Genomic DNA, 20,727 nt, shown 5'->3' on the forward strand with positions numbered 1-20,727 from the left:
CGATCTTACGACTGCAGCTTGATCTCGACGTCCACACCAGCGGCCAGGTCGAGCTTCATCAGCGCGTCCACGGTCTGGGGGGTCGGATCAACGATGTCGAGCAGACGCTTGTGCGTACGGATCTCGAACTGGTCGCGCGATTTCTTGTCGATGTGCGGTCCACGCAGAACGGTGAACTTCTCGATCTTGTTCGGCAGCGGGATCGGCCCACGGACCTGCGCACCGGTGCGCTTTGCCGTGTTGACGATTTCCTGGGTGCTGGCGTCCAGAACCCGGTAATCGAATGCCTTCAGCCGAATGCGAATGTTTTGACTTTGCATTTCGTCAGCCTTTTATCAGGCGTTGGAGTTGAGAGGAGGACCGGCGACCATCGCTGACCCTCATCGAACCCAAACGGCGGGAATCACCCCGCCGTCACGTTCCTGCTCAGGAACTTGCGCGCATATACAGGGCGGGCACCGGTCGGGCAAGGGAAAACTTGTCGTTTTTCCGCAGTTCCAACCGCCCTGCCCTTGCGCTTGGTCTCACTTCTTACAGCGGCCGGTAAACTTGGCCACGCCCTTGTCGTCGCGGGTGATTTTCAGGTCTTTCACCTTTTGGCCGTTGGGGCACAGCGCGCCGAAGGCGTTGGACTTCAGGTCGGCATCCGTCCAGTCCGAGCCCGCTTTTCCGCTGAACCCATCCGCGTTGTAGTTCACCGACAAGAAGTTGGGCTTTGTTCCCGCAAATGCAGCCGAGGCACTCAGAAACAGAATCAGGATTGCTGATTTTTTCACTATTTAACTCACTTTTGGATTGAGGGGTTAAGGTCTGGGCGTGCTTCTTGCATGTCCGCACGCCACCATCAACCATGCAAAGCAAAAGGGCGCCCTGTTGGGCGCCCTTCGCGTCTTCCGATGGTGTCGGAATTACTCGATGATTTTCGAGACAACGCCCGAACCAACGGTGCGGCCACCTTCGCGGATTGCGAAGCGCAGGCCGTCTTCCATGGCGATCGGTGCGATCAGCTCGACGGTGAAGCGCAGGTTGTCGCCGGGCATCACCATCTCGGTGCCTTCCGGCAGGTTCACGGTGCCGGTCACGTCGGTGGTCCGGAAGTAGAACTGCGGACGGTAGTTCGCGAAGAACGGAGTGTGACGGCCGCCTTCTTCCTTGGTCAGAATGTACACTTCCGACTCGAACTTGGTGTGCGGGGTCACCGAACCGGGCTTGCACAGAACCTGACCGCGCTCGACCTTTTCACGGTCGATACCGCGCAGCAGGGCGCCGATGTTGTCGCCGGCTTCACCGCGGTCCAGCAGCTTGCGGAACATTTCAACGCCGGTACAGGTGGTGGTCTGAGTGGCCTTGATGCCGACGATCTCGATCGAGTCGCCAACGTTGATCACGCCACGCTCAACACGACCGGTCACAACGGTGCCGCGGCCCGAGATCGAGAACACGTCTTCGATCGGCATCAGGAACGGCTGGTCAACAGCACGTGCCGGGGTCGGGATGTATTCGTCGACAGCCGCCATCAGTTCGCGGATCTTGTTCTCGCCGATTGCTTCGTCACGGCCTTCCAGCGCGGCCAGAGCCGAACCTGCGATGATCGGAATATCGTCGCCCGGGAAGTCGTAGGTCGACAGCAGCTCGCGGATTTCCATTTCCACCAGCTCCAGCAGTTCTTCGTCGTCGACCTGGTCGACTTTGTTCATGAACACGACCAGTGCGGGAACGCCAACCTGACGCGCCAGCAGGATGTGCTCGCGGGTCTGCGGCATGGGGCCGTCAGCTGCGTTCACAACCAGAATGCCGCCGTCCATCTGAGCCGCGCCGGTGATCATGTTCTTCACATAGTCAGCGTGGCCGGGGCAGTCGACGTGTGCGTAGTGGCGGTTCTCGGTCTCGTACTCGACGTGCGCGGTCGAGATCGTGATGCCGCGTGCCTTTTCTTCAGGCGCCGAGTCGATCGCGTCGTAGGCCTTGAAGTCACCGAAGTACTTGGTGATTGCTGCGGTCAGAGTGGTCTTGCCGTGGTCAACGTGGCCGATCGTGCCGATGTTGACGTGCGGCTTGTTACGCGAAAACTTTTCCTTTGCCATGATGGCCTCCTTGGAATTTCGAGCGGTGCGTGCCCGGCACGCACCCTACGGGTTGGGTAGGGTGGGCCCAGTGGCCCACCGCTGTTAGGCGTATTTCTTCTGGATCTCGTCCGAGATGTTCTGCGGAACCGGATCGTAGTGGTCGAACTGCATCGTGAACTGCGCGCGGCCCGAGGACATCGAACGCAGGGTGTTGATGTAGCCGAACATGTTGGCCAGCGGGACGAAGGCGTTGATCGCCACGGCGTTGCCGCGGGTATCCTGCCCGGTCACCTGACCACGACGCGAGGTCAGGTCGCCGATGATGCCGCCGGTGTATTCTTCCGGGGTCACCACTTCGACCTTCATCACGGGTTCCAGCAGTTTCGCGCCGGCCTTTTTCAGACCTTCACGCATACCGGCACGTGCCGCGATTTCGAACGCCAGAACCGACGAGTCGACGTCGTGGTAGGCACCGTCGATCAGCTGCACCTTGAAGTCGATCACGGGGAAACCGGCCAGCGGGCCCGAATCCATCACCGACTTGATGCCTTTTTCGACGCCGGGGATGTATTCCTTCGGCACCGAACCGCCAACGATCTTCGACTCGAACGAGTAGCCTTCGCCGGCCACGGTCGGAGTGATGACCATTTTGACGCGTGCGAACTGACCCGAACCACCCGACTGTTTCTTGTGGGTGTAGTCGACTTCGGCTTCGTGCGAGATGGTTTCGCGGTAAGCCACCTGCGGTGCACCGATGTTTGCCTCGACCTTGAATTCGCGACGCAGACGGTCCACCAGGATGTCCAGGTGAAGTTCGCCCATGCCCTTCATGATGGTCTGACCCGATTCCAGGTCGGTTTCCACGCGGAACGAGGGGTCTTCGGCGGCCAGACGGGCCAGACCTGCAGACATCTTTTCCTGGTCGCCCTTGGTCTTCGGCTCGACGGCGATCTCGATCACCGGGTCGGGGAAGGTCATGGTTTCCAGAACGACGCCTTTGTTCGGGTCGCACAGGGTGTCGCCGGTGGTGGTCTCTTTCAGACCGGCCAGCGCGATGATGTCGCCTGCGAACGCTTCCTCGATTTCCTCGCGGTTGTTCGAGTGCATCATCATCATACGGCCAACGCGTTCACGCTTGCCTTTGGTCGAGTTCATCAGGCCGTCGCCCTTCTTGATCAGACCCGAGTAGATGCGGGTGAAGGTCAGCGAACCAACGAACGGGTCGTTCATGATCTTGAACGCCAGAGCCGAGAACGGCTCTTCGTCGTTTGCGTGACGCTCGATGTTACGAGTTTCCGTCTCGTCGCCCGGTGCGAAGCCGACATAGGCAGGCACGTCCAGCGGCGAGGGCAGGAAGTCGATCACGGCGTTCAGCAGGGGCTGCACGCCCTTGTTCTTGAATGCCGAGCCGCCCAGAACCGGAACGAACGACAGCGACAGAGTGCCCTTACGGATCAGTTTCCGCAGGGTGGGCTCGTCGGGCTCGTTACCTTCCAGGTAGGCTTCCATCGCGTCGTCGTCCATTTCGACGGCGTTTTCGACCAGGTGCGAACGCCACTCTTCGGCAACGTCCTGCAGCTCTTCGCGGATCGGCTGACGCACCCAGGATGCACCCAGGTCTTCGCCTTTCCAGACCCACTCTTCCATCTTGATCAGGTCGACGATGCCTTCCAGCTGGTCTTCGGCGCCGATCGGGAAGTTGACGGGCACGGGGGTCGCGCCGGTGCGGTCCTTGATCATCTTCACGCAGTTGAAGAAGTCAGCACCGATCTTGTCCATCTTGTTGACGAACACCAGGCGCGGAACCTTGTAGCGGTCAGCCTGACGCCACACGGTTTCGGTCTGGGGCTCGACGCCGGCGTTGGCGTCCAGCAGCGCAACCGCGCCGTCCAGAACGGCCAGCGAACGCTCGACTTCGATGGTGAAGTCAACGTGGCCGGGGGTGTCGATGATGTTGAAGCGGTACTTGGTGTCCGAGGTGCCTTCGGCGGTCGGATCTTCCTGACGCTGCCAGAAAGTCGTGGTCGCAGCCGAGGTGATCGTGATCCCGCGCTCTTGCTCCTGCTCCATCCAGTCCATGGTTGCAGCGCCATCGTGCACTTCGCCGATTTTGTGCGACTTGCCGGTGTAGTAGAGAATACGCTCGGTCGTGGTGGTCTTGCCCGCGTCGATGTGGGCCATGATCCCGAAGTTGCGGTACCGCGGAAGCGGATATTCGCGTGCCATCGTCTGTGCTCCTGTTACCAGCGATAGTGGCTGAACGCTTTGTTAGCGTCGGCCATCTTGTGGGTGTCTTCGCGTTTCTTGACTGCGGTACCGCGACCATTGACGGCATCCAGCAGTTCACCTGCCAGGCGCTCTTCCATGGTGTTTTCGTTGCGGTTGCGCGCGGCCGAGATCAGCCAGCGGATTGCCAGGGCTTCGCGGCGCTCGGGGCGCACTTCGACCGGAACCTGGTAGGTGGCACCACCCACACGACGCGAGCGCACTTCGACAGCGGGCTTCACGTTGTCCAGGGCTTCGTGGAAGACCTCGACGGGGGCGCGTTTCACCTTGCCTTCGACGCGCTCCAGCGCGTTGTAGACGATGCGTTCTGCGACCGACTTCTTACCGTCGATCATCAGGTTGTTCATGAATTTGGTCAGCACGCGATCGCCATACTTGGCGTCGGGCAGAACTTCGCGTTTTTCAGCGGCGTGACGGCGGGACATCTGTTAATCCTCTTATTTCGGACGCTTCGCGCCGTACTTCGAACGACGCTGCTTACGGTTTTTGACGCCCTGGGTATCCAGAACACCGCGCAGGATGTGGTAACGGACACCGGGAAGGTCTTTCACACGGCCGCCACGGATCAGAACAACCGAGTGTTCCTGCAGGTTGTGGCTTTCACCGGGGATATACGAGATCACCTCGAAGCCGTTGGTCAGACGCACCTTGGCGACTTTCCGCATTGCCGAGTTCGGCTTCTTCGGGGTGGTGGTGTACACGCGGGTGCAGACGCCGCGCTTCTGCGGGCACTGTTCCAGGTGCTGAGACTTCGAACGTTTGACTTTGGGCTGACGCGGCTTGCGGATCAGCTGCTGAATCGTTGGCATTGGGTGGTTCCCCGTTTCCTACTCTAGTGCTGCCTTTGGTCGAAACCTCGGGCGTTTCAGTTCAGACGTGAATGACACGCCCACATAGACAAAAACCGCTATCGTTCCCATTCCGAGGCGAACGACGCGGTGAGTTTGCAGAGGATCATGACAACGAAACTGCCAGGATCTTGGCCACTACGATTTTGAATTCGGCAACCGGGACAGACCCACAGCCGGATGGTCGGGCGTATAGGCGGAGTCGCCCCGCTTGTCAACACATGCAGCCCGCCCTTATCCCCCGGCGCGGTATTCAGCCCAGCGGGCCTGCAATTCGGCCCGGGAAATCCCGAAACGCTCGGCCAGAAGGGCGTTTATCTGGTCCTCTGGCAGCTCGTCAAAACTGGCATTGTGCGGCCGCTGGCTGACATTACTGTCATTATCCCCATGCGCCCCGCGGATGAACATCACCCGGCGCGGATGCGTCAACGTGGGGATTCGCTTCCACAGCTGGGCATGGGCAAAATCCATCACGCATTGCCGCAGCTTCGGGCGCAGGAACAGGACCAGGCCGGGGGTCCAATACCGGGCGATCACCGCGCGAAAGGTCAGACTGTCCCCCGTCTCCAGCACCAGACCGGCGTTGCAGTCCAGAGCCAGCTTGCCCCCTGCCCGCCAGACCTGCCGCAACTTGGCAAAGCTCTGGCGCGTGAACTCCACGAAATCCGTCGCCACCGCGTCGTCGTCGTCCAGCCGGAACTCGGCCACGGCGCGGGCCTCTTTCTCGCGCCCGGCCAGCATGATCTTGCGGCAGATCTCGGCATGGGGCTGCCCCTCGGGCTCGAACTGAGGCCGGATCTGCGGCACATCCGCGATCAGCGCCAACACCCGCGCGCGGACATCCTCTGGCAGCTGGTCGCCCATCAGCAGATGCAGCGTGAAATCAGGGTCACTCTGCGCACGCAGGGCCGGCAGCACCACGTATTCCAGGAAAAACAGGCGCGACCGCAGCCGCTCCGGCGCATACAGCTGCGCTCGCAGCGCCGCCAGATCACCCGCCTCAGGCTCTTTCCGGAACGCACCGGGGGCCGCGGGATAGCTCCACCGGCAAATCCCCTGCACCTGAACCCGAAACGCCGCGCCTTTCTCCATCAAACCGCCTTTTTACGTGCCCGCCGCGCAAGTTGCCGTTCGCGCAGCAGCATCAACACACCGCTGCTGGCCACGATCGACGCCCCGATCAGCGTCAGCGGTTTCGGCCAATCCCCGAACACGTACCAGCCCAGCACCAGCGCCCAGATCAGCCCGGTATACCGGAACGGCGCGACGAACGAAATCTCGCCGATCCGCATCACCAGCACCGAGAACACATAACCCAGCATCACCATCGCCGCAGCACCCACCGTCATCCAGGCCGAGCGCGCATCCAGCGGCACCCAATCCACCGTCACACTCGCCGCGCCAAAGAACACCGTCACCGACAGGGTCGTCGCAAAGGTCACCATCATCGAATGGGTTGACCCGCTCAGTCGCCGCGTCGCCAGATCGCGCAGCACCACGAACGCGACCGAGATCAGCGCGTAGATCGAATAGAGGTTGAACCCCTCGGTCCCCGGTCGCACGATCAGCATCACCCCGACCAGGCCGACCAGAATGGCCGTCATCCGCCGCCAGCCCAGCTGTTCTCCAAAGAACAGCGCGGCGCACAGCGTCACCACCAGCGGCAGCGATTGCAGGATCGCCGTCACGTTGGCCAACGGCATGTTGAACAGCGCGGTCAGGAAGAAATAGGCCGCGCCGATCTCTCCGACCATGCGCAGGGCGATCAGGCCGCGGTCGCGTGCCGGGATGCGCAGGTGCATCGCGCCCATCCGCCAGGCCAGAAACCCGGTGAAAATCGTGGTCAGACTGCCGCGCAAGACCAGCAACTGGAACAAAGGCACCTCGCCTGCCAGCCCCTTCATCAGCGTGTCGTTCAACGTGAACGCCGCCATCGAGGCCATCATCATCAGCGCGCCGCGCGTGTTATCGGAAAGGGGCATGGGTACTCCGCCAGGTCAGCTCTGGCGACCTGCCAGCTTGAGGCACTCTTGCGCCTTCCGCCCGGCCGCGTCCACCCCTACCGCAATACTACGGTGCCCCGCCGGGCCAAGAAAAAAGGCCCCCGGTTTGCGCCGGGGGCCTTTCTTTACTCTGTCAGCCAGACTTATTCGTCGCGGCTTTCGGGGGTCTGAACCAGGTTGTCGAACGCGTCGCCAGCCAGGTCATCAACCGGAGCCGCCAGCGCTGCGGCCGCTTCGGCCTCTTCACGGCGTGCTTCGATCACCACGTTGTCGCGGGTCTGGGCCAGGTGACGCACACGCATGGTGGCGCCGCCGGTGCCTGCCGGGATCAGACGGCCGACGATGACGTTCTCTTTCAGGCCAACCAGCTTGTCGCGCTTACCCTGAACCGAGGCTTCGGTCAGCACGCGGGTGGTTTCCTGGAACGACGCCGCCGAGATGAACGAACGCGTTTGCAGCGAGGCCTTGGTGATACCCAGCAGGATCGGTTCGCCCGATGCCGGACGGCCGCCCTTGGCTTCGATCTTCTTGTTCGCCGCGTCGAACTCGGCCTTGTCGACATGTTCACCCTTCAGCAGGGTGGTGTCGCCACTGTCCGAGATCTCCCACTTCTGCAGCATCTGGCGCACGATCACTTCGACATGCTTGTCGTTGATCTTCACGCCCTGCAGTCGGTACACGTCCTGCACTTCGTCGATCATGTAGTTCGCCAGAGCCTCGACACCCATGATGGCCAGGATGTCATGCGGCGCCGGGTTGCCGTCCATGATGTAGTCGCCCTTCTGCACGAAGTCGCCTTCCTGCACGGGGATGTGCTTGCCCTTGGGCACCATGTACTCGACGGGTTCGCGGCTTTCGTCCACGGGCTCGATCGTGATGCGGCGCTTGTTCTTGTAGTCGCGGCCAAAGCGCACGTAACCATCGATTTCGGCGATGATCGCGTGGTCTTTCGGACGACGGGCTTCGAACAGTTCGGCCACACGCGGCAGACCACCGGTAATGTCCTTGGTCTTGGCGCCTTCGCGCGGGATACGCGCGACGACGTCACCCTGACGCACGTCCTGGCCGTCTTCGACCGACAGGATGGCGTCCACGGACATCGGGTAGGTCAGCGGGTTGCCGGCCTCGTTGCGGACGGGTTCGCCATCGGCATCGACCAGGATGATCTCCGGCTTCAGCTCGTTGCCCTTCGGTGCCGCACGCCAGTCGATCACGATCTTCTGGGTCATGCCGGTGGCATCGTCGGTCTCGTCCTTGACGGCCACACCGCTGGTCAGGTCCACGTACTTCGCCACACCGGCCTTTTCGGCGATGATGGGCAGAGTGTAGGGGTCCCACTCGAACAGCTTGGTGCCGCGGGTCACTTTCTGGCCTTCGGTCACGAACAGCTTGGTGCCGTAGCCCAGCTTGTGGCTGGCGCGTTCGTCACCGGTTTCGCCCATGATCTTCAGCTTCATGTTCCGGCCGATCACCAGAACTTCGCCGTTGGCGTTGGTCAGCAGCTGCGGGTTCTCGAACTCGATCACGCCTTCCTGCGATGCTTCCAGGAACGACTGCTGGCCACCTTGTGCCACGCCGCCGATGTGGAAGGTACGCATGGTCAGCTGCGTGCCGGGTTCACCGATCGACTGTGCCGCGATGATGCCCACGGCTTCGCCGGTGTTCACCATCGTACCACGCGCCAGGTCACGGCCGTAGCAGGTTGCGCAGATGCCGTCCTCGGCCTCACAGGTCAGGGGCGAGCGGATGCGTGCGGTCTGCACGGCAGCCTCGTCGATCGCGTCCGACATGCGTTCGTCGATCAGCGTGCCCTTGGCCACGATCACCTCGTCGGTGCCCGGACGCAGGATGTCATCGGCTGCCACACGGCCCAGCACACGCTCGGCCAGCGAGGCAACGACTTCACCGTCGTTCACGGCTGCTTCGGCGGTGATCGAACGATCGGTGCCGCAGTCGATCTCGCGGATGATGCAGTCCTGTGCCACGTCCACCAGACGACGGGTCAGGTAACCCGAGTTTGCCGTCTTCAGTGCGGTGTCCGACAGACCCTTACGGGCGCCGTGGGTCGAGTTGAAGTACTCAAGAACGGTCAGACCTTCCTTGAAGTTCGAGATGATCGGGGTCTCGATGATGTCGCCGTTCGGCTTCGCCATCAGGCCGCGCATCCCGCCCAGCTGCTTCATCTGCGTAACCGAGCCACGCGCACCCGAGTGGGCCATCATGTAGACCGAGTTCGGTTCCTTGACGGCGCCGTTCTCGTCGCGCTTCTCGGCCGAGATGGTGCTCATCATGGCCTCGGTGACCTTGTCGTTGCACTTCGACCATGCATCGACGACCTTGTTGTACTTTTCGCCCTGGGTGATCAGGCCGTCCATGTACTGCTGTTCAAAGTCTTTCACCTGATCGCGGGTTTCCTCGACGATCTCCCACTTGTTGTCGGGGATCACCATGTCGTCCTTGCCGAACGAAATACCGGCCTTGAACGCCTCGCGGAAACCCATGCCCATGATCTGGTCACAGAAGATGACCGACTCTTTCTGACCGCAGTAACGGTAGACGGTGTCGATGACGTGCTGCACGTCTTTCTTCCGCAGCAGACGGTTCACCAGCTCGAACGGAGCCTTGGCGTTCTGCGGCAGCAGTGCGCCCAGACGGACCCGGCCGGGGGTGGTGTCGAACCGCTTCATGACCTCGTTGCCTTCCTCGTCGATCTGAGGAATGCGGGCCTTGATCTTGGCGTGCAGGTGAACGGCACCGCTGTCCAGCGCGAACTGAACCTCGTCGATCGAGCCGAAGACCATGCCTTCGCCCTTCATGCCTTCGCGTTCGATGGTCGTGTAGTACAGACCCAAGATCATGTCCTGCGACGGAACGATGATCGGGCTGCCGTTTGCGGGCGACAGCACGTTGTTGGTCGACATCATCAGAACGCGTGCTTCCAGCTGTGCTTCCAGGCTCAGCGGGACGTGAACGGCCATCTGGTCACCGTCGAAGTCCGCGTTGAACGCCGAACACACCAGCGGGTGCAGCTGGATGGCCTTGCCTTCGATCAGCGTGGGTTCGAATGCCTGGATGCCCAGACGGTGCAGCGTGGGCGCGCGGTTCAGCAGAACCGGGTGCTCGCGGATGACCTCGTCCAGGATATCCCAAACTTCGGGACGCTCTTTTTCGACCAGCTTCTTCGCCTGTTTCACGGTGCTGGACAGGCCCTTGGCCTCCAGACGCGAGTAGATGAAGGGCTTGAACAGTTCCAGCGCCATCTTCTTGGGCAGACCGCACTGGTGCAGCTTCAGCTCGGGGCCGGTCACGATGACCGAACGGCCCGAGAAGTCGACGCGCTTACCCAGAAGGTTCTGACGGAAGCGGCCCTGCTTACCTTTCAGCATGTCCGACAGCGATTTCAGCGGACGCTTGTTGGCGCCGGTGATCACGCGGCCACGACGGCCATTGTCGAACAAGGCGTCGACCGATTCCTGCAGCATCCGCTTTTCGTTGCGGACGATGATGTCGGGCGCGCGCAGCTCGATCAGGCGCTTCAGACGGTTGTTCCGGTTGATGACGCGGCGGTACAGATCGTTCAGATCCGAGGTCGCGAACCGGCCACCGTCCAGCGGCACCAGCGGGCGCAGTTCCGGCGGGATCACGGGGATCACTGTCAGAACCATCCATTCCGGGCGGTTGCCCGATTCCAGGAACGATTCCACGACTTTCAGACGCTTGATGATCTTCTTGGGCTTCAGTTCGCCGGTGGCTTCGGCCAGATCAGCGCGCAGCTGTTCGGCTTCGGCTTCCAGGTCGATCTGGGCCAGCATTTCACGGATCGCTTCGGCGCCGATGTTCGCGGTGAACGCGTCCATGCCATAGGCGTCTTGCGCGTCCATGAACTCTTCTTCGGTCAGCATCTGGCCGTATTGCAGGTCGGTCAGACCCGGCTCGATGACGACGTAGTTTTCGAAGTACAGGACGCGTTCCAGATCACGCAGGGTCATGTCCAGCATCAGACCGATCCGGCTGGGCAGCGACTTCAGGAACCAGATGTGAGCGACCGGCGCGGCCAGTTCGATATGGCCCATACGCTCGCGGCGCACCTTCTGGAGCGTCACTTCGACACCGCATTTTTCGCAGACAACGCCGCGATACTTCATGCGCTTGTACTTGCCGCACAGGCATTCGTAGTCCTTGATCGGGCCGAAAATGCGTGCGCAGAACAGGCCGTCACGCTCGGGCTTGAACGTGCGGTAGTTGATGGTTTCCGGCTTCTTGATCTCGCCGTAGGACCACGACAGGATCCGTTCCGGCGAGGCCAGCGAGACCTTGATTTCGTCAAAGACCTTCGGCGGGGTCAGCGGGTTGAACGGGTTGTTCGTCAGTTCCTGGTTCATTTTGATACCTCAAATTCGTGCGGATTGGCTGGGGGTGGGGCCAAAATCTTTGAAAGATTTTGGTCCGGATTTTTTGTAAAAATCCGGACGCGCCTTATTCCTCTCCATCCGCATCCAGGAGTTCCATGTTCAGGCCGAGGCCGCGGACTTCCTTCACGAGCACGTTGAAGCTCTCAGGCACACCGGCCTCGAAGTTGTCCTCGCCCTTGACGATCGATTCATAGACCTTGGTCCGGCCGGCCACGTCATCCGACTTCACCGTCAGCATTTCCTGCAGGGTGTAGGCGGCGCCGTAAGCTTCCAGAGCCCAGACCTCCATCTCACCGAAGCGCTGACCACCGAACTGCGCCTTACCACCCAGCGGCTGCTGGGTAACCAGCGAGTACGGGCCGGTCGAACGCGCGTGGATCTTGTCGTCGACCAGGTGGTGCAGTTTCAGCAGGTACTTGACGCCGACCGTGACCGGGCGTGCGAACTGCTCGCCGGTACGGCCGTCGAACAGGATCGACTGACCCGATTCCGAGAAGCCCGCACGCAGCAGCGCATCGTTCACGTCCGCTTCCTTGGCGCCATCAAAGACCGGCGTTGCGATCGGCACACCGCGGGTGACATTCCCCGCCGCTTCGATCAGCGCGGCCTCGTCCAGACCCGAGATGCCTTCGTCATAGACGTCGTCACCATAGGCATGACGCATCGCGTCGCGCACCGGGGTCAGATCGCCCGAGCGGCGGTATTCCTGCACCGCGTCGTCGATCCGCAGACCCAGACCGCGTGCGGCCCAGCCCATGTGCGTTTCCAGAATCTGACCGACGTTCATACGCGACGGCACGCCCAGCGGGTTCAGACAGAAGTCAACCGGAGTACCATCCGCCAGGAACGGCATGTCTTCCATCGGCACAACGCGCGAGATCACACCCTTGTTGCCGTGACGGCCGGCCATCTTGTCGCCCGGCTGCAGCTTGCGCTTCACCGCGACGAACACCTTGACCATTTTCATCACGCCCGGGGGCAGATCGTCGCCACGGCGCACTTTTTCGACCTTGTCGTCGAAACGCAGGTCCAGGGCGCGTTTCTGCACCTCGAACTGCTCGTGCAGCGCCTCGACCACCTGTGCGTCGGCCTCTTCGGCCAGGGCCAGCTGCCACCACTGACCCTTGGTCAGGCTGTCCAGCAGGTCCTGGTTGATTTCCGAGTTCGGCTTGATGCCTTTCGGGCCTTTCACGGCGGTTTTGCCCATGATCATGCCCTTCAGGCGCGCGTAGATGTTGCGCTCCAGAATGGCCAGCTCGTCGTCGCGGTCGCGCGCCAGGCGCTCGACTTCTTCGCGTTCGATCTGCAGGGCACGTTCGTCCTTGTCCACACCGTGACGGTTGAACACGCGAACCTCGACCACGGTGCCGTAATCGCCCGGTTTCACGCGCAGCGAGGTGTCGCGCACGTCCGAAGCCTTCTCGCCAAAGATGGCGCGCAGCAGCTTCTCTTCCGGGGTCATCGGGCTTTCGCCCTTAGGAGTGATCTTGCCGACCAGGATGTCGCCCGGCTCCACGTCCGCGCCGATGTAAACGATGCCCGCCTCGTCGAGGTTGCGCAGCGCTTCTTCACCGACGTTCGGGATGTCGCGGGTGATCTCTTCCGGCCCCAGCTTGGTGTCGCGGGCGGCGACTTCGAATTCCTCGATGTGGATCGAGGTGAACACGTCGTCACGCGCAATGCGTTCGCTGATCAGGATCGAGTCTTCGTAGTTGTAGCCGTTCCAGGGCATGAACGCGACGATCACGTTCTTACCCAGTGCCAGTTCGCCCATATCGGTCGACGGGCCGTCAGCGATGACTTCGCCCTTGCCGACGATGTCGCCCACCTTCACCAGCGGACGCTGGTTGATACAGGTGTTCTGGTTCGAACGCTGGAACTTGCGCATCCGGTAGATATCGACGCCTGCGTCGCCCAGCTCCAGATCCGAGGTGGCCCGGATCACGATACGCTGTGCGTCGACCTGGTCGATGATGCCCGCGCGCTTGGCCTGGATGGCTGCACCCGAGTCGATTGCGACCTTGCCTTCGATACCGGTGCCGACCAGCGGCGCCTCGGCGCGCAGCAGCGGAACCGCCTGACGTTGCATGTTCGAGCCCATCAGAGCGCGGTTTGCGTCGTCGTTTTCCAGGAACGGGATCAGCGAGGCCGCGACCGACACCAGCTGTTTCGGCGACACGTCGATCAGGTCGACGTTCTCGCGCGGTGCCAGCGTGTAGTCGCCCGACTGACGGGTCGAAACCAGGTCGTTCACGAACTTGCCGTTCTCGTCCAGCGTCGCGTTGGCCTGTGCCACGGTGTGGCGCATTTCCTCGGTCGCGGACATGTAGTGAACCTCGTCGGTCACCTGGGTGTCCTTGACCACGCGATACGGGGTCTCGATGAAGCCGTACTTGTTCACGCGGGCGAAGGTCGCCAGCGAGTTGATCAGACCGATGTTCGGACCTTCGGGCGTTTCAATCGGGCACATCCGGCCATAGTGGGTCGGGTGAACGTCGCGGACTTCAAAGCCTGCGCGCTCGCGGGTCAGACCGCCCGGCCCCAGGGCCGACAGGCGGCGCTTGTGGGTCACTTCAGACAGCGGGTTGGTCTGGTCCATGAACTGCGACAGCTGCGAGCTGCCGAAGAACTCGCGCACCGCGGCAGCCGCGGGCTTCGCGTTGATCAGATCCTGCGGCATCACGGTGTCGATCTCGACCGAGGACATACGTTCCTTGATCGCGCGCTCCATGCGCAGCAGGCCGACGCGGTACTGGTTTTCCATCAGTTCGCCGACCGAGCGCACACGACGGTTGCCCAGGTGGTCGATGTCGTCGATGTCGCCCTTGCCGTCGCGCAGCTCGACCAGTGCCTTGATGCACTTGACGATGTCGTCGCGGTCCAGGGTACGCTGGCTGTCGGGTTTGCCCAGGGCCAGACGCATGTTCATCTTCACACGGCCAACGGCGGACAGGTCGTAACGCTCGCTGTCGAAGAACAGCGTGTCGAACAGATTGCTGGCCGCTTCTTCGGTCGGCGGTTCACCCGGACGCATGACGCGATAGATATCCATGAGCGCCGTGTAGCGGTTCATGTTCTTGTCCATCGCCATGGTGTTGCGGATGTAGGCGCCGACGTTGATGTTGTCGATGTCCAGAACAGGGATCTCGGTGATGCCGGCCTCCAGCAGGTCCTGAATCGAACCGCCGGTGATTTCGCCGTCCTTGTCGTAGGTCAGCGTCAGCTCGTCGCCGGCTTCGACATAGATCGCGCCGGTGTCCTCGTTGATGATGTCCTTGGCGACGAACTTGCCGACGATCTGCTTGAACGGAACCAGCAGGTCCGTGATCTTGCCTTCGTCCTTGATCTTCTTGACGGCGCGCGGGGTCATCTTCTTGCCCGCTTCGCAGATCACCTCGCCCGAGTCCGCGTCGACCAGGTCATAGGTCGGGCGGGTGCCGCGTGCGCGATCCGGGAAGAACTTGGTCACCCAGCCGTCGCCTTTGCGCAGCGTGTAGGTCACGGTCTCATAGTAGGCATCCATGATGCCTTCCTGATCCAGGCCCAGGGCGTACAGCAGCGTGGTCACCGGCAGTTTGCGGCGACGGTCGATGCGTGCGTAGACGATGTCCTTGGCGTCAAATTCGAAGTCCAGCCACGAGCCGCGGTAGGGAATGATGCGGCAGGCGAAGAGCAGCTTGCCCGAGCTGTGGGTCTTGCCTTTGTCATGGTCAAAGAACACACCGGGCGAGCGGTGCATCTGGGAAACGATCACACGTTCGGTGCCGTTGACGATGAAGGTGCCGTTCGGGGTCATCAGGGGCATGTCGCCCATGAACACGTCTTGTTCCTTGATGTCCTTCACCGATTTGGCGCCGGTGTCTTCGTCGACATCGAACACGATCAGACGCAGCGTCACCTTCAGCGGTGCGCTGTAGGTCATGTCGCGCTGCATGCACTCATCGACGTCGTATTTCGGTTTTTCCAACTCGTACTTGACGAATTCCAGGATCGAGGTCTCGTTGAAGTCCTTGATCGGGAACACCGACTGGAACACACCCATGATGCCTTCGCCGCTGGTGGGCTGATCAGCATCGCCGGAGCGCAGGAACAGATCATACGAGGATTTCTGAACCTCGATCAGGTTCGGCATCTCCAGCACTTCGCGGATTTTGCCGTAGTATTTACGCAGACGTTTCTGGCCAAGGAAGCTCTGAGCCATGGTCGATGTCACCTTTCGTGTCTCACCTGGTCGCGCGCGCCGTCGGGCCCCGGCCGCTCGCCCAATCGAAACAGGGATGTTCAGATCAATTCCCGGCCTCTGTCCCACCAGAAGCCTCCCGATCCTCGAACCTCTCCCAGGGAAGGGCTTTCACAAAAGCCCTTGCCAAGACAGGTTTGGCTGGACCCGGGGAACCCCGGGCCCAGCCTGAACAAACGTCCGGGTTGCCCCGGCGCTTATTACTTCAGCTCGACTTTCGCGCCAGCTGCTTCCAGCTTGGCTTTCAGGTCTTCTGCTTCAGCTTTGGCAACCTGCTCTTTGACAGCTTTGCCACCGGCTTCGACCAGGTCCTTGGCTTCTTTCAGGCCCAGACCGGTGATGGCGCGGACTTCTTTGATCACGTTGATCTTCGAAGCGCCGGCATCCACCAGGATGACGTCGAATTCGGTTTTCTCTTCTTCGGCGGCCGCGGCTTCGCCTGCGGGGCCTGCCATCATGACGGCGCCACCGGCTGCGGGCTCGATGCCGTACTCGTCTTTCAGGATGGTTTTCAGTTCTTGTGCTTCCAGCAGCGTCAGGTTGACGATTTGCTCAGCAAGTGCTTTCAGATCAGCCATTTTACTGTTTCCGTTCGTTTAGGTGTGTTGTTCCAACGTAAGGTGTTTGCCTCACGCAGATCATAAGGTTGCTTACGCAGCCGCCTTGTCCTCGATGGTGGACAGGATGGATGCGATATTCGAAGCAGGTGCGCCAATTGCGCCGGCGATGTTCGATGCGGGTGCGCCGATACAGCCAACGATCGAAGCGATAAGCTCCTCGCGCGACGGCATCTTCGACACGGCTTCGACACCGGCCCGGTCCAGAGCCGCTCCGCCCATTGCACCGCCCAGGATTTCAAACTTCTTGTTATCCTTGGCGAAGTCCTCGGCGACCTTGGCTGCTGCCACGGGGTCTTCCGAGAAGGTCAGAACGGTCATGCCCGTCAGCAGGTTACCAATGCTTGCGCAGGGCTTCCCTTCGAGGGCGATCTTGGCGAGCCTGTTCTTGGCGACACGCACGGCACCGCCCGCGGCACGCATGCGCGCGCGGAGATCCTGCATCTCGGCAACCGTCAGACCTGCGTAGTGGGCTACGACCACAACGCCAGAGCTTTCAAAGATCTGGCCGAGTTCCTCGACCACCTTCTCTTTTTGTGCTCTATCCACAGTTTCACTCCAAGTTTGGGGGTTTCCCCCCGGCTCAGTTTAGGCAGGTTGCCCTGCCGTTTCGGGTCCAATTTCAGGGTCCCGAGGCCAGATCACCCGAGGGTTCCACACCCAACGGTCAATTCGTCTCGTTCCCCATCTCAGGAAGGATTTATTCGGGCAGATGCCTGAACCCTCCGTCTCGGACAGGACGGGGCGTTGCCGCCCCGCCATTCACGTCGGGTTGCCCCGACGACGAATTCTTATTCAGCGTTTGCGCTGGCCAGGTCGATCGACACGCCCGGACCCATGGTCGAGGAGATCGAGACCTTCTTCATGTAGGCGCCTTTGGCACCGGCAGGCTTGGCCTTCGACACTGCGCTGACAAATGCGCGGACGTTCTGGGCCAGCTTGTCCTCAGAGAACGAAGCCTTGCCGACGCCGGCATGCACGATACCGGCCTTTTCGACCTTGAACTGCACTTCGCCGCCTTTGGCTGCTTCCACGGCCGCTTTCACGTCCATGGTCACGGTGCCGACTTTGGGGTTCGGCATCAGGTTGCGCGGGCCCAGGATCTTACCCAGACGGCCGACGATCGGCATCATGTCCGGGGTTGCGATGCAGCGGTCGAACTCGATCTTGCCGGACTGGATGGTTTCCATCAGGTCCTCGGCGCCAACGATGTCCGCGCCAGCGGCGGTTGCTTCGTCGGCCTTGGGGCCACGAGCGAACACGGCGACGCGCACGGTCTTACCGGTGCCGTTCGGCAGGCCGACAACGCCGCGGACCATCTGGTCTGCGTGGCGGGGATCGACGCCCAGGTTCACCGAGATTTCGACGGTTTCATCGAACTTGGCGGTTGCGTTGGCTTTCACCAGTGCGACAGCTTCTTCGACCGACAGGTTTTCCTTGCCGACGAATGCGGCGCGGGCGGCGGCGGTGCGTTTTGCGACTTTAGCCATTACTTCACCTCGATGCCCATGGAGCGGGCCGAGCCCAGGATGATCTGCATTGCTGCTTCGACGGTGTTCGCGTTGAGGTCCTTCATTTTGGCCTCTGCGATTTCCTTGACCTGAGCGACGGTCACGGTTGCGACGGTCTCACGGCCCGGCTTCGGCGAACCTTTGGGGCGGTTACGCTTGCCGACGGGCTTCAGGCCAGCAGCTTTCTTCAGGTAGTAGCTCGCCGGCGGAGTCTTGATCTCCATCGTGAACGACTTGTCCTGGTAATAGTTGATCACGGTCGGGCAAGGTGCGCCTTGCTCCATTTCCTGCGTCTTGGCGTTGAACGCCTTGCAGAATTCCATGATGTTGATGCCGCGCTGACCCAGTGCGGGGCCGACGGGCGGCGACGGGTTCGCTGCGCCAGCTTTAATCTGCAGCTTCAGCGTGCCGATCAGTTTCTTGGCCATGTGGCCTCTCCTTCTATCCAACACCGTCGGGACGCGTCCCTCGGGTACTTAGTTGTGTGGTCCGGCTTGCAGCGCGCGCGCCGCTCCCCTCCCACAGTTCAATCTCAGACCAGCTTGGTGACCTGAGTGAATTCCAGCTCGACCGGGGTTTCCCGGCCAAAGATCGAGACCGCCACCTTCAGGCGCTGGCTGTCTTCGTCGATCTCTTCGATCATGCCGTCGAAATCTTCGAACGGGCCGTCGTTAACCTTGACCTTCTCACCGATCTCAAAGCGGATCAGCGTGCGCGGCTGCTCTTCGCCTTCCTGGACGCGGTTCAGGATCTGGTTCACCTCGGCGTCGCGCATCGGCATCGGGCGGCCTTGCGGGCCCAGGAAACCGGTGACGCGGTTGATCGAGTTGATCAGGTGATAGCCGCGGTCCGACATTTCCATGTGCACCAGCACGTAGCCGGGCATGAAACGACGCTCGGTCGTCACCTTCTTGCCGCGGCGCACCTCGATCACTTCCTCGGTGGGCACCAGCACTTCGTCAATCTGATCCTCAAGGCCGCTTTCCGCCACCGAGGTTCTGATCTGTTCGGCGATCTTCTTCTCGAAATTCGAGAGCACGCTCACCGAATACCAACGTTTCGCCATACCGACTCAGTCCTTGCATCCCGGCCCTTGGGCCAAATTCTCATTCTTTACGGACGGTTAACCGCCCTCCCCGAAACAAAAATACGGCGTGCAACTCGAATCGCCGCACGCCATGTTTCGGATCAGGCCTGTCACCTACCCCCAACGGCCGAAACAATCAACCCTTCGGGGGGAAAAATTCGGCTTAGCCGACCAGCGACAGCAGGCCCCGCAGCCCGCCCTTGATCGCCAGGTCCACCAGCGCAAAGAAGACGGCCGTCAGGCTGGCCATCACGAACACCATGACTGTGGTCAGCAGAACTTCGCGGCGGGTCGGCCAGACGACCTTGCCCACTTCCGAGCGGACCTGCTGAACGAATTGAAGCGGATTGGTACGTGCCATGTGTCGCGTCTCTGTCTTGTCGATTGAAGGGTCACATACGCGGCCCCGGCGCGGAATTCAAGGGCGCAGTCCCGGCCCGTCAGTCGCCGTACAAAATCCCGCAAGAATCGTACGCTTTGCGAAGTGAACGCAAAGTTACGCAACCGTCCCGATGTGAGGAAATTGGCAGGGGCAGCAGGGTTCGAACCCGCGACCTACGGTTTTGGAGACCGTCGCTCTACCAGCTGAGCTATACCCCTAAGGCCGGGTGTCGGATTAGTTGACCTGCTGGAAATGTGCAAGCGGATTCGCAGGATTTTTTGTCAGCCGCCGCGCCCGATCCAGCGCAGCCGCCACAGCACCAGCAATTGCACCAGCACCAGACCGCCCATCGATGCGCACAGCCAGAAAAACGCCTGCCCGTTTTCCAGCCCGGGCAGCCCGCCGACGTTGACGCCGAACAGCCCCGTCAGGAACCCCAAAGGCAGGAAAATCGCGGAAAGCACTGAAAGAACAAACATGTTTCGGTTCAACCGGTCCGAAATCTGCCCCGAGATTTCCTCGCGCAGCACCGCCGCCTGGTCGCGCAGCTCGTCCATGTCTTCGACGATCCGCATCATTTTGACGTGCTCTTCCTCGATCTCGCGGCGGGTGTTCGGATCCAAAAAGTCCAGCTTCGAGGCGATGATCTGTGCCAGCGCGTCCCGTTGCGGCCCCAGGAACCGGCGTGCGGCGATGATTTGCAGGCGCATGTCCACCACCTTGCGCCGCAAGTGCTCGTTCCGCTCTGAAATCACGCGGTGCTCCAACAGGTCGGCACGTGTATCCAGCTCTTTTTGGAATTTGTTGATGTTCTCGGTCACGTCCTCGACCAGCTTGACCAGAAATTCCCCAGCCGTTTCAGGGCCCTGCCCTTCAGACATTGCCGCGTGCATCTTTTCGATCGCCACGACGCGCTTGCGGGAAATCGTCACGATTCGCTGCGGGTCGATCCACATCCGGATCGAGACCATGTCCTCGGGATCCTCGCCCGCGTTGAAGTTCATGCCGCGCAGGATCAGGATCATGCCGTTGCCCAACGCGGTGAAACGCGACCTCGTGCTGACGTCCAGCAGCGCCTCGATCGCCTGCGGATCCAGGTAATCCAGATGATGGGCGATCCACTCATCCGCGCCTTCCTGTTTGCCGTCCAGATGCACCCAGGCGGGCTCATCGCCTCGCAGGGCCGCCAACAAGGCCTTTTCTGTCAGGACGTTGCCCTTATGCTCTCCGGCAAGGGCGTGGGCGAACTGTACGAATGGGGGCGTCGGCATCGCG

General features: G+C 61.3%; 17 protein-coding genes and 1 tRNA gene. All 18 read right to left on the reverse strand.

Annotated features, from left to right (window positions below; genetic code table 11):
• Window positions 1–5: 5 nt before the first annotated feature.
• Entirely contained in the window at window positions 6–320 is a 315-nt protein-coding gene (rpsJ, locus tag E7681_RS06355) for a 30S ribosomal protein S10 (protein WP_024809816.1), read from the reverse strand.
• A gap of 204 nt (window positions 321–524) precedes the next feature.
• Entirely contained in the window at window positions 525–698 is a 174-nt protein-coding gene (locus E7681_RS06360; protein WP_211089767.1) for a hypothetical protein, read from the reverse strand.
• A 210-nt stretch (window positions 699–908) separates the two neighbouring features.
• Window positions 909–2,084 (reverse strand): elongation factor Tu, encoded by a 1,176-nt coding sequence (tuf, locus tag E7681_RS06365; protein ID WP_136338423.1) that lies wholly within the window; start codon window positions 2,082–2,084, stop codon window positions 909–911.
• Window positions 2,085–2,168: 84 nt separating this feature from the next.
• Complete coding sequence (gene fusA, locus E7681_RS06370) at window positions 2,169–4,292, reverse strand: elongation factor G (RefSeq protein WP_136338424.1); 2,124 nt, start codon at window positions 4,290–4,292, stop codon at window positions 2,169–2,171.
• Between the two features lie 14 nt (window positions 4,293–4,306).
• Window positions 4,307–4,777, reverse strand: coding sequence for a 30S ribosomal protein S7 (gene rpsG / locus E7681_RS06375; RefSeq protein ID WP_136338425.1), 471 nt, complete (start codon window positions 4,775–4,777; stop codon window positions 4,307–4,309).
• Window positions 4,778–4,789: 12 nt separating this feature from the next.
• Complete coding sequence (gene rpsL / locus E7681_RS06380) at window positions 4,790–5,161, reverse strand: 30S ribosomal protein S12 (RefSeq protein WP_093034637.1); 372 nt, start codon at window positions 5,159–5,161, stop codon at window positions 4,790–4,792.
• A 273-nt stretch (window positions 5,162–5,434) separates the two neighbouring features.
• On the reverse strand, window positions 5,435–6,292 hold the full coding sequence (locus E7681_RS06385) for a glycosyltransferase (RefSeq protein ID WP_136338426.1): 858 nt from the start codon (window positions 6,290–6,292) through the stop codon (window positions 5,435–5,437).
• Window positions 6,292–7,182, reverse strand: coding sequence for a DMT family transporter (locus E7681_RS06390; RefSeq protein ID WP_136338427.1), 891 nt, complete (start codon window positions 7,180–7,182; stop codon window positions 6,292–6,294). The genes E7681_RS06385 and E7681_RS06390 overlap by 1 nt, the downstream gene beginning before the upstream one ends.
• 164 nt (window positions 7,183–7,346) lie before the next feature.
• Window positions 7,347–11,585: a DNA-directed RNA polymerase subunit beta' gene (rpoC, locus tag E7681_RS06395; protein WP_136338428.1), complete on the reverse strand. Its 4,239-nt coding sequence runs from the start codon at window positions 11,583–11,585 to the stop codon at window positions 7,347–7,349.
• Window positions 11,586–11,679: 94 nt separating this feature from the next.
• A complete protein-coding gene (rpoB, locus tag E7681_RS06400) occupies window positions 11,680–15,816 on the reverse strand; it encodes a DNA-directed RNA polymerase subunit beta (protein WP_136338429.1) in 4,137 nt (1,378 codons plus the stop codon).
• 239 nt (window positions 15,817–16,055) lie between these two features.
• Window positions 16,056–16,433: a 50S ribosomal protein L7/L12 gene (rplL, locus tag E7681_RS06405; protein WP_136338430.1), complete on the reverse strand. Its 378-nt coding sequence runs from the start codon at window positions 16,431–16,433 to the stop codon at window positions 16,056–16,058.
• A 72-nt stretch (window positions 16,434–16,505) separates the two neighbouring features.
• Window positions 16,506–17,021, reverse strand: coding sequence for a 50S ribosomal protein L10 (rplJ, locus tag E7681_RS06410; protein ID WP_136338431.1), 516 nt, complete (start codon window positions 17,019–17,021; stop codon window positions 16,506–16,508).
• Between the two features lie 242 nt (window positions 17,022–17,263).
• Window positions 17,264–17,962 carry a 50S ribosomal protein L1 gene (rplA, locus tag E7681_RS06415; protein ID WP_136338432.1) on the reverse strand — a complete coding sequence of 233 codons (699 nt, stop codon included), beginning with the start codon at window positions 17,960–17,962 and terminating at the stop codon, window positions 17,264–17,266.
• Window positions 17,962–18,411 (reverse strand): 50S ribosomal protein L11, encoded by a 450-nt coding sequence (gene rplK, locus E7681_RS06420; protein ID WP_136338433.1) that lies wholly within the window; start codon window positions 18,409–18,411, stop codon window positions 17,962–17,964. The genes rplA and rplK overlap by 1 nt, the downstream gene beginning before the upstream one ends.
• A 104-nt stretch (window positions 18,412–18,515) precedes the next feature.
• Window positions 18,516–19,049 (reverse strand): transcription termination/antitermination protein NusG, encoded by a 534-nt coding sequence (gene nusG / locus E7681_RS06425; RefSeq protein WP_136338434.1) that lies wholly within the window; start codon window positions 19,047–19,049, stop codon window positions 18,516–18,518.
• Window positions 19,050–19,233: 184 nt separating this feature from the next.
• Window positions 19,234–19,431: a preprotein translocase subunit SecE gene (gene secE / locus E7681_RS06430; protein ID WP_136338435.1), complete on the reverse strand. Its 198-nt coding sequence runs from the start codon at window positions 19,429–19,431 to the stop codon at window positions 19,234–19,236.
• Between the two features lie 163 nt (window positions 19,432–19,594).
• Window positions 19,595–19,670, reverse strand: a tRNA-Trp gene (locus E7681_RS06435).
• A 63-nt stretch (window positions 19,671–19,733) separates the two neighbouring features.
• Entirely contained in the window at window positions 19,734–20,723 is a 990-nt protein-coding gene (locus tag E7681_RS06440) for a zinc transporter ZntB (protein WP_168733164.1), read from the reverse strand.
• Window positions 20,724–20,727 lie beyond the last annotated feature (4 nt).

Origin of the sequence: Thalassobius vesicularis (genome assembly GCF_004799325.1) — a bacterium.
GTDB classification, from domain to species: Bacteria; Pseudomonadota; Alphaproteobacteria; order Rhodobacterales; family Rhodobacteraceae; genus Thalassobius; species Thalassobius vesicularis.